Here is a 10,459-nt window from a genome sequence, read left to right as displayed (position 1 = left end):
TACCACAGTGGCCGGCGCTGGCGTCGCTAGCGGCGCTTGGTCTTGTGCCGAGAATACTGCCGCAGTGCTACCAGCAAGGCGATGCCTGCGGTTAATCCAGCCATCGACCACAGTAGTTCCCCACGGTCGGTGGCGGTGACCAGGGCACCGAGCTGGCTACCAAGCAGGGTCACGGCGGCTAGCCCCGGCACGATACCTAAGATCGAGCCGAACATGTAGTCGCGAAAGCGCAGGTGAAAGGCACCGGCCATCATATTGGTCAGCGTAAAAGGCGCTAGGGGCAGCAGGTTGATCACTGTCATGGTACGGATGCCGCGGCTCGCCAAGTAACGTGACATACCCTTAAGGTGGCGTCCGCCATAGGTCATCAGGGCTTCGCGTCCCAGGCGTTGTCCCACCCAATAGGAAACGACCGATGAGGATAGCGTCCCCAGGGTGGCATAAATGAACCCCCAGGTAGGGCCAAACACCAGCCCAGTGACGGCCACCAGGATGCTCAATGGAAACATCACCAGCAGGCTACTGACATAGATCCCGATGATCGCGAGGAAAAGCCATGGGCTGTCACGCCATTGTGGGGACTGAGCGATCCACTGTTTGAGGTTGTTGGCAGTTAGCACATCCTGCATGGCGAGCCATTGCCATAGCAAGCCGAAGGCGATTAGCGCGGTCAACAGACCGAGAGTAATGCTGAGAGTGCGAGACATTGGGGGGCGTCCTGACGAATCAATAAGGCGTTCAGGATACGTCAGGTACGGCGGCGGCCCAAATCAGAAACAAGGGATGGTGACGGTGCTTGGTCAACTTACGTCACTGGGTTACTATGCCGCCCGTTTTTAGCTCCTTACGGCAGGCTTTATTTGCTGCTGGTCAGTCGTTTGTTCAGAGTACCTTTGATGATCGCGAACCTTTTCTCTCATTGGCGCTGGCTCGGAGCCTGGACGCTCGCCAACCTGCTGATCGCCTGGCTAATCGCCACCCGCTATGTGCCCTATATCGCCCCCGATGGAACAACACAATGGGGCTATCTCTTATTGGTTTTCCTTGGCCATCTGGCCCTGCTGGTATGGCTGGGTGCGCTGCCGCTGTTGTTGCTGGCGATTGTCATCCGGGGCAAATGGCTGTGGCTGGTAACCACCCTATGGGCCAGCGCACTGCAGCTGTTGCTGCTGCTCGATACCTTCGTTTACGCTCAGTATCGCTTCCATCTGAGCGGTTTCATTCTCGATCTGCTGCTCAATGCTGGCGGTGATGTGTTCAGTTTCTCTTGGGTGGCCTGGAGTCTGGCCATTGGCGGGGTGCTGGGTATGCTGATAATCCAGGGCATGCTGGGGAAGGTGCTGAGGCGACGCTCACGGTCTGTACCCTTACGGTCGACGTTGGCAGCCAGTTTCGTAGCCCTGCTTGGCGTACATGGCTGGCATGCCTGGGCGGATGCCCATTATGATCGTGAGATCACCGGTATGACCCGCCATGTGCCGGTCTTCTATCCCGCTACTGCCAAACGTTTCTTTGTTGAGCAGGGCTGGGTCGATGCTCAGGCAGTGCGCGATGCCGTGAATCTAGAAGCAGCGCCAGGGGATGAACAGGACCTTAACTATCCCATTACCCCGCTGTCGTGCCAGCCTCAAGACTCCCCGGACAACGTTATGCTAGTCGTGCTGGATACGCTGCGTCACGACATGCTCAATCCCGAGGTAATGCCGAACCTCCATCGTTATGCCAACCAGCCGGGCTGGATCAAGGCGAGCGAGCATATTAGTGGGGGCAACTCTACCAAAGCTGGCGTGTTCAGCCTTTTCTACGGGCTGCCGGTCACCTACTGGGACGCCTTTACCGCCAGCCAGACGCCACCGGTGCTAATGGAAACCCTGGAAGCGCAAAGCTATCGCTTCAAGGTGCTCTCCTCGGCGACGCTAGTGAGTCCCGCTTTCGATCGCAATGTTTTCGCCGGCCTCGAAGACGTTTCTCTGCAACCCGCTAAGGGAGCGCCCTGGGAGCGAGACCGCCAGATCACCGATAATTGGTTGGCATGGGCTGAAGAGGAGAGCCGAGAGCCAAGTGATCGTCCTTTTTTCAGCTTTCTCTTCTACGATGCCGTGCACGGGTACAGCCATCCGCCTGACGTTCCGCGCTTTACCCCTTACTGGGAGAGCGTCAACCATATGGTCCTGGGCCCAGGGTTCGACCCCGAACCCTACTGGAATCGCTACCGGACCGCGGCACGCTATGTGGATCAGCAACTGGGGCGTGTTCTTGATGACCTGGACGCGCGTGGGCTACTGGAAAACACGGCGGTGGTGATCACCTCGGATCATGGCGAGTCCTTCAATGAGCACGGCAAGAACTACTGGGGCCATGGCAGCAACTACACGCCGGAACAGGTCCAAGTACCGCTGGTACTGCACCTGCCGGGGCACCCGGGCGGCGAGATCACTCGGCGCTCTCATCACGCCGACATCGCGCCGACCCTGCTAGAAAAAGTGTTGGGCTGCGAAACTGCGCCAGAGCGCTATACGCTTGGTCATAACTTGCTGAATCCTGAGGTGACGCGTGAATGGATGCTCTCAGGGAGCTACATGGGCTATGGCATTTTGCTGCCCGAGTACCAGATTGCCGTGCATCCGGCGGGGTCTTTTGAGGTTTATGACTATCGAATGAACGAGCTTAACGACGTACGTCCCAACCCGACCGTCTCGAACGCGGTACTCCAGGCCCTGTCGCGCTTTTATCGCTAAGGGCATGGACACGCTACGCTCAAATGATCTGATTTATTCATTTTGCCATTTGATCTGAAACTCAATCTCCTCTTCATCATCGGACCGTTCGTGTTCGATGGTGAATTCGGCTCGCACGGGAACGTAGATGCGCTCGCCTGCAATCTGAATATCAAAACGTTCCCCGTTCTCAATGGCATCCGCCAGACGCCGTAGTTTGGCCACGAAGTCGGCTTTCGGATAGTTTTTCTCTACATCTCGTTCTTCTTTGGATCTCATGTGTCTCTCCTCGGTGACGTCGGTACCAACAGCCCGCTGCTGTGCTGCAAACAGGCTTGAATCCAGTTTAGCAGGTCAGCGCTATCCGGCGTCCTGGCCTATACCTTCTATCTGGTCCTGACGGTGGCACGCCAAAATCCTTGCCTAGATTTAGTATAGTGATGCTTTCTTTAGCACTGCCCGTCACGTCACTGGAGCTGGCTTAGCTGGGTTGCATAATCCGTAAACGAAGAAGGTGCCGCCGGTCTCCTCAATCGACGCAGCAATGTCTCTGTGGCATGTTTGCGTCACACCATTGATCTTTAGGGAGGTAAAGCAAAACCGCCATGCCTGATAATTCTGTCTGGATGGAACTACTGAGTAACCGTGGCGTGAGTTCAGTAGCACTTGTATGCATTATCGTCCTGTTTCGCATCCTCGCGGTGCGCGTCATACGCGGCCAGAAAGAGATCCTGTCTGATCACCGCCGCGTGTGGCTAGCCCGGATCCGGAATGCCACTGTGGTTCTCATCCTGGTCGGCTTGGTGTTGATCTGGTTGCCTTCTCTGCATGCCTTCGCGTTGTCCATCACCGCCTTCGCGGTAGCGTTAGTTATCGCCACCAAGGAGCTGATCCTTTGCCTGTCGGGCACTGTACTGCGCGTTGTCAACCAACCTTTCGAGATTGGAGACTGGGTTGAGATTGGCAACCTGCGTGGTCAGGTGGTCGACGAGACCATGCTAGCAACGACCCTTCAGGAAATTGGCGGGCCCGTGGGACGCTTTGAATATTCGGGAAAGACCATCGTGGTTCCCAACAGCATTTTTCTGACTACACCGATCAGGAACCAGAACTTCTTCAATAAGTGGGTGTATTTCGAAGTTTGCGTCGTTTTGGAGCCTGATGTCGACATGCGATCGGTTCTGCCGGCATTGGAGGAGGAGGTGGCGAAGTTACACGTCCCTCATGCAGAGCTGGCCCAACGCTACAGCGCACTGATCAGAAAACGCAGTGGCATCGATATCGCTGACCCCCATCCTCGCGTGACGCTTGCCACGACGGATATTGGAAAACAATGTCTGGGCGTCACTCTGTTTTGCCCTACTTCCAGTGCCTTTGAGCTGGAGCAGGCCATTAACGATGCCGTACTGCGCCGTTACTGGCTATTGCGCAATATGGCGAGCGCATCGACGGAAGAATGAACAGAAACCGGCATGCCATATCCTCGGAATACGTCTACGATGACGCGAAGGTTGAACTGCTAGCGACCACCTAAAAACCCCGATGGCCGGTCAGGGGATACTCTGTCGGTGCCATAGCAAAAAATCAGAAAAGCTCGATACCTATTTACCTGCCTTCACTATATTATTCCCCACGTCGCGCTTCCTGCGACGTTGATGGAGTGCTTGAGAAATGAGCTTGACCGCTGTGCTGCGTGCTCTACCTGGTCATCTGAACAATCAGCGCCCCACACTAGGCGACATTCTGGCTGCCCTCGATGAACGCGCCACCCCCTTGGTACTATTGCTTTTCGCAATCCCTGCGATTGTGCCAACGCCAGGCATTCCCGCAGGCATGGTATTTGGATCCGCGCTAGCCTTCATTGGCATACAGATGGCGATCGGCACCAAGCGCATCCGGCTACCGCTGGGTATTGCCCAACTGCGTATCGGCCGGCAACAGCTGGAGCGGATTTTAGGCAAGTCGACCCCACATCTCGAAAAACTTGAGCGGCGTCTGAGCGTGCGCCTAGGCTGTCTTATTACGCCATTGGCTATTCAGAGCATCGGCGCCGTTATTTTTATCATGGCCTTGCTGATAGCACTCCCGATTCCATTTGGTAATACACTGCCTGGGTTGGCAGTACTGATTCTGTCGCTTGGACTGGCTCATCGAGATGGCATCGCAGTCGCTGCTGGGCTCGGTCTTGCTGTAATTGCTGCGGTTGTTTCCACGGCTATCATTGGTGGGAGCTGGCGGCTTATCGAAATTTTCCTTAAGGAACCACTGCTCATCTCAGCGTGATTCGTGGAAAGGTCCCGAGGTGGGCACGGACACAAGACCGGCCGGTAGACCTAAAGTGATGCTGATGGATCGAGACGTGGGAGCGTCCTGCTGGCCCATCAAGGCGTATAGGATACGTCAGCTATCCAGGCGGACCCAACTGCGCAGTGTTTCAGGGTTACAGCCGATCTTTGGGCAATGGCGCCGATAGCTACCCGCTGGGTGGGATGGTCAGTTGCATGGTCGAAGACCATACGTGCCGCCCGCTGGCGGACTTTAGGAGAATATCGATTTGATTTGCTCATAGCTCCATCCTCTCAAGGTTTGAAGCCTCCGGGAATCCCGGAACGGTTCACTTTGCGGTTTGGATGGGGTGGCCGGCGAAATAAGCATCGCCCCCACCGGCAGGCCCGAGTGTCGAAATTTAAGAAGCGTTGGAATACACGCCAGAACCAGGGATTCTAGCAAGCAAGGAAACTTATCCCATCTCTTCATGTAAATAGGGTTCAACCTGGCGCCGAGAAGCATAAAGACCACGTATGCCTCTTAACGATGCGCTGCACGCGGATAAATTAATTGCTGTGTTGCAAGTTTTCCGGTTAGTTCGGTGTTATATCGTGCTCACTCAAAAGCTGCTTATGGCCGATTTTGCCACTAGCGATCCTTAGCGGCCTTTTAGCACCTACGTATGCCAGCGCCTTTCGCCAGTCTGCATTGTAATTTTCGAGAAAAATGGCTCATTTTGAGCCATTCTCCTGGATTAAGACGCGAAAAAATGACGCTTTAAAAGGCAAGCAAATGAGTTCATAAAGTTATTCAGATATCAACTTTACGGATATCGTTGTCGAGTGTTTCTGCCAACGCTTTGAGTTGCTCTATATATTGCCTCATTTCATCAGTGCGCTGAGCATTATCATCGGCCATCCCGCTAGTACGCTGGACACTTTGATTGACTTGATCAACTGCAGCGCTCTGCTCTTCGGCTGCGGTAGCGACATGAGAGTTGGTCTCATTGATATCTTCCATCCCTGATAATATCTCTTGCAGTGCTGCTTCAGACTGATGTGACTTCTTCACACTTTTTTCTGCTAATTGCTGGCTAGATTGCATATCGCTTACCGCTTTTTCGGAGGCATCGCGTAATTTCGCAACAATTTGCTGAATCTCTTCAGTGGCTGTGTTTGTTCTGCGCGCGAGCCCTCGAACTTCCCCAGCCACTACGGCAAATCCACGACCATGTTCACCCGCTCGTGCAGCTTCAATAGCCGCATTCAAGGAAAGTAGATTGGTCTGTTCGGAAATACCGCGAATAGTTTCAAGGATGTCCGTTATCAAGTGCGTGTCTTGACGCAACTCGTTAATCACCTCGGAGGAGCGAGAAATCTGCTCAGAAAGCTGCTCAATTGCTTGCACACTCTCTTCAGATAGTCCGTTGGATTGTTTGGCTTGCTCTACCACGTGTTGAGCACGATCCGCTGCTCGCTGCGTACTTTGCGCCACTTCGCGCACTGTTGAAGACATTTGATTCATGGCGACGGCAACTTGGGAAATTTCTTCTTTTTCTGCCTCAACGGATGCCCCCGTTTCGTTGCTCATTTGTGTCATTGAGCGGGCTGCCTGGGTTAACTCGTCCCCCTTTTCTCGAACGCTGCGGACAAGCAACTGCACCCGCCCGATGGCGCGATGGGTTAGCCATAACACCCCCGCAGCAAAGATCAGTGCGACGCCCCAGAGCACCCACAACGTGACATTAAGCACTCGTACCGGTGAATAAAGCTCTTCTACAGTCTGATCAACAATAATCCCTAAAGGTAATCCTAGTTCGCGAGTCGTTTGCTCAAGCATCAAGGTCATTCCCCACTTGGTTCGCCCATCGCCGCTGGTAAACTCGCCGCCAGGATGGTTTCTGCGATCTTCAAGGGGAGGCGTCATAATTGGATAATCGCCCATGTCGTAACCATAACGGGATTTATCACGATGCCCGACTAGCCTTCCTTCACTGTTGAAAAGAGTAGCTCGGCCCGTCTCACCAATTTCGACATCAATGGCAAAGCTTGCAAGTTTCTCACTATTTAGCTGGCCAAATACCCAGCCGTAGTGATCCCCTTCATGTTCGACCTTAGCAACAAAAACAAGATACCGATCAAAATTACCGGCTGTTGGCGTCATACGGTCGATGACCTGGTTTCCTTGCTGCGCTTCTTGAGTCCATTCATTGACTCTTTGCTCAAGACTGCCGTCTCCGCGAGTTGACAGAGGCGAACCCGCGTAAGCCACCAGATCACCTTGGTTATCAGCAAAAATCAGGCTATCGAACTCTTTGAACGTATCGCTATAGCGCTCAAGTCCATAAATGGCATCGTCTATTGAGCCTCGCCTTAACGTACTAGAACCCGATACAAGCTCAACTTCCTGATGACGGCGCACCATAAAATCATCCATTAATTGGGCGCGACTGGTTCCAGTTTCCACTAACAAGTCATTAATGTTTTCTTTGAGCTCGGACTCCATCAACTGAGAGGTAACCGTCCCCATGATGGACAAAGGCAGCATGATAACGACAAGAAGTAAGAGCACAATACGCAAACGAAAGGACAGTCGACGGCTTATCCACTGATAGACAGAAAGCATAGTTTTCCCTAATAACGAGATTGTTTTTATAAAAAATGATGGGTTATCGGCATTATTCACATCGCATTATGATGCCACGCTTAGTTTCTCTCGTACCAGTAAACATCTCGAAATGTAATACTTTTTATGAGGTGAGTCATACAAAATGGTGTGGTCAACCAGTTTATGGCACCACACCTCTGTTAAGTCACTTTTGCCTGGCTGGTTACACTATTCGTCCAAGGAAATATGGGTAGTGCCGCTGTTTCTGCTTTTTACCTTGTGGATGATGAAATGCTTGAAAGGCCGACGCGCACCGCCATTGGTACGGCGTCTTAATGAATTCTCCTTCGGTATATATCTTGCTCATCCAATGTTCTTCAATCTCGTAGACTTGTTAGGTGCTGGTGAACGCTTATCGCCGATGGTGTATGCCCTCGTGTTGGTAGTGGTAGGTATGCTGGGGTCTGTCGGCTGGAACCTGATTGCTAACCGCTGGCAGTGGGGTGGGCTACTGTTTGGCAAGCGTATGCAAATTGCTTAACGCGCAGCGGCTGGCCTTCCTATTAAGCTCAAGGTATCACCGCTTCATCGCAGTGGGTCGCCCTGTGATTGCGATTCGCTACCTTCTCGAAGGCGCTCAATGGAGGCATTGCCCTGCTTAGATAGGGTTGCCAAACGGTCGATTTGCTCATCCAGCCGGGGGAGGGCTTCTTGACGATAGGTTGATAGATCATCAATGGCGCCCATTACCTCGCTGAAGGCTTCTTCAAGGGCTTGCATGTCAAGCATCGCGCCGGATGCCCGCTTCTGAATGTCCACGCCTTGTTGGCGTAGCGCTTTGGCGGTTCCACTGATCATCTGCGAGGTAGTGGTATTGAGGGCTTCGATTCGATCCAGCACCAAGCGCTGATTGGCCATCGCCATGGCCACGGTGACCGCGACGGTGAGGGCCGAGACGGTGACGTTGATGGCCCTGTCGACGCCGCGCATCAATTCCCGGTTATTACGGATAATGACCTCAAGCGCCAGCACGCCTTGTTGGCTTACTGCTAACTGCTGCTGGAGGTCGACGATACGTTGACGCAGGGGGAAAAGAAGCTCCTCTTCAAGGAAGTGCCGCCGTAGGTCATCGTCATCGCGAGCGGCGATATCGTCCTGCAGACGGCGATCAATCAAGCGCCCCAACGTGATCTGGCGATTCAGTTCGCGCAGGATTTCGCGCAGGGCTTGTTGGTCATCGTTCAGGGTGAGGTTGTCGCGATGCAGCATGTCGCGCCCGCTTTTCAGTTCCTCGATGATCGCGTCTAGGGCCTGTTGGGCATTCTCGAATTTTTGAAAATAGCGCTGCAGGCGGCTGTCGATACCAGGAATGATCGTCAGAATTCGGTCTAAAGCATTCGGTGCCAAGCGATGGCGCGTAGGGTCGAGCCCTTCCATGCGGCCGCGTAGATCGGTTAACGCCTTGGCGACCGGCCCGCCTTCGTCGCCTTGGTGAGCTAATTTCCGCAGCGGCGTCTGCAGCATGGCGCTACGATGCGCGGCTTGCTGCTGCAATTCCAGGCCCATCTCATCCACCGCACGACGCTGGCGAACCCCCACGTCTTCGCCATCCTCCGCGAGCACCTCATTGATGAAGTGGTCGGCCATCGCCTCAAGCTCAGGGTCGATATCATATTCAATATCACGGTCATCAGAGGAGCCCGAGTCGGTTTGGTTAGCCCCTAACTGGCTGGCGATCTCGTCCACCGGCGGCAGGGAGAGGCGATGTTTGTCATCGGATGGCTGAGTCATGGGCATCTCCAAAGTGTATTAGAGCCGGATTAATCCTTGCGCGCATAGCGATCCGCGCCTTCGACGAAGCGGCGCAGGTCTTCCAGTGCCTTCTCTGTGGTGACCGACGCCTGCGGGCGGGCTGTCTCAATGCGCGCCATGGAAACAGCGGTATCATCGAGCACGGTCAGAGCCGATTCGATACGGGCGGAGAGTTTATTCAGCCGGTGTTCGGTTTCTACCAGCAGGTCTAGGCGTCGTACCAGGGCAGCGCGTTCTTCCTCGCTCAACCGTTTGCCCTCCTTGGCCAGGCGGTCTCGCACGTAACGACCATCCACACTCACCACCCCGCGCGCCTGTGAGGCCATGGTTGTCAGTGTATCCACCGCGCCGAAACACACCTGAGTCACCAGCTCACGAGAGCGCTCGAAGGCCAGCTCACCACCGTGAAATCGCTCGCCGAGCACGTCCATCACATGGCGATAGCGGCTATAAAGGCGGTCAGCCAGGACGGCTAGGTCTGGGCGATTCGCTGCCAGCAGGCTTTGCTTGGCCCGGCACATGGCCAGCACCAGATCGTCGGCGCCCTCGGGCGGTCTTGCCGGATCAAGCACCATCACGCCCGCCTCATGCGCCTTACGTTCTTCTTGAGCGCGGTGTTTACGTGCCTCGGCGTCTCTTTGGGCATTTTGGCGACGTTCACGGCGGCGGGCTAGCCAGCCACGCAGTGTGCGCTCGACGGGCAGCGCCATGGGAATCGCGACGATGCCAGCTAGCCAGCCAAGCAGGCTGGGGCTGAAACCACCCCATAACGAGGTTAGCCACAGCAGCATGCTGATGAAGGGAACCACTAAGCAATAGCGAGCGATGACCTGCAGCCGCCCCGGAGACGCGCCCGGAAGCGCGAGGGCGGGATTGTAGAGGCCGACCAGTAGCCAGGGCAGGCAGGTCATAAAAAGGCCATAGGAAAATCCCTGCAGGAATCCCAACATTGACACGGCTATCCTTCGGTTATGAAACGCAAATACTTTGTTGAGTAGAATAACCGAAATGGGTCGCTAATCACCAATTGGGTAATGATTGAACGCCACAAAACG

9 protein-coding genes are annotated in these 10,459 nt (G+C 54.5%); 4 read left to right on the top strand and 5 right to left on the bottom strand.

The features are described 5' to 3' along the window. Positions 1 to 26 precede the first annotated feature (26 nt). Complete coding sequence (locus QC823_RS04250) at positions 27 to 707, bottom strand: TVP38/TMEM64 family protein (protein WP_309655108.1); 681 nt, start codon at positions 705 to 707, stop codon at positions 27 to 29. A 189-nt stretch (positions 708 to 896) separates the two neighbouring features. Between QC823_RS04250 and QC823_RS04245 the strand changes: the two genes are divergently transcribed. Further along, positions 897 to 2,738: a DUF3413 domain-containing protein gene (locus QC823_RS04245; RefSeq protein WP_309655107.1), complete on the top strand. Its 1,842-nt coding sequence runs from the start codon at positions 897 to 899 to the stop codon at positions 2,736 to 2,738. A gap of 33 nt (positions 2,739 to 2,771) precedes the next feature. Here QC823_RS04245 and QC823_RS04240 read toward each other — a convergent pair whose 3' ends face one another. Beyond that, positions 2,772 to 2,996: an amphi-Trp domain-containing protein gene (locus QC823_RS04240; RefSeq protein WP_309655106.1), complete on the bottom strand. Its 225-nt coding sequence runs from the start codon at positions 2,994 to 2,996 to the stop codon at positions 2,772 to 2,774. 326 nt (positions 2,997 to 3,322) lie between these two features. Here QC823_RS04240 and QC823_RS04235 point away from each other — a divergent pair, with 326 nt between their 5' ends. Both QC823_RS04235 and QC823_RS04230 read left to right on the top strand, forming a co-directional pair. Next, positions 3,323 to 4,177 (top strand): mechanosensitive ion channel domain-containing protein, encoded by an 855-nt coding sequence (locus QC823_RS04235; protein WP_309655105.1) that lies wholly within the window; start codon positions 3,323 to 3,325, stop codon positions 4,175 to 4,177. 211 nt (positions 4,178 to 4,388) lie between these two features. Continuing rightward, complete coding sequence (locus QC823_RS04230) at positions 4,389 to 5,000, top strand: exopolysaccharide biosynthesis protein (RefSeq protein ID WP_309655104.1); 612 nt, start codon at positions 4,389 to 4,391, stop codon at positions 4,998 to 5,000. 795 nt (positions 5,001 to 5,795) lie between these two features. Here the strand turns inward: QC823_RS04230 and QC823_RS04220 are convergent. Continuing rightward, complete coding sequence (locus QC823_RS04220; RefSeq protein ID WP_309655103.1) at positions 5,796 to 7,670, bottom strand: methyl-accepting chemotaxis protein; 1,875 nt, start codon at positions 7,668 to 7,670, stop codon at positions 5,796 to 5,798. Between the two features lie 85 nt (positions 7,671 to 7,755). Between QC823_RS04220 and QC823_RS04215 the strand changes: the two genes are divergently transcribed. Then, a complete protein-coding gene (locus QC823_RS04215) occupies positions 7,756 to 8,133 on the top strand; it encodes an acyltransferase family protein (RefSeq protein WP_340323990.1) in 378 nt (125 codons plus the stop codon). Between the two features lie 44 nt (positions 8,134 to 8,177). On the opposite strand, the gene QC823_RS04210 is transcribed toward QC823_RS04215, so the two are convergent. Both QC823_RS04210 and QC823_RS04205 read right to left on the bottom strand, forming a co-directional pair. Next, entirely contained in the window at positions 8,178 to 9,383 is a 1,206-nt protein-coding gene (locus tag QC823_RS04210; RefSeq protein ID WP_309655101.1) for a toxic anion resistance protein, read from the bottom strand. Between the two features lie 29 nt (positions 9,384 to 9,412). Then, complete coding sequence (locus QC823_RS04205; protein WP_309655100.1) at positions 9,413 to 10,354, bottom strand: cobyrinic acid a,c-diamide synthase; 942 nt, start codon at positions 10,352 to 10,354, stop codon at positions 9,413 to 9,415. Between the last annotated feature and the right edge of the window lie 105 nt (positions 10,355 to 10,459).

The sequence above is a fragment of the Vreelandella vilamensis genome, from assembly GCF_031451755.1.
GTDB lineage: Bacteria > Pseudomonadota > Gammaproteobacteria > Pseudomonadales > Halomonadaceae > Vreelandella > Vreelandella vilamensis.
Note: the sequence above shows the minus strand (reverse complement) of the source record. Positions and strands in the feature narration are given on the sequence as shown.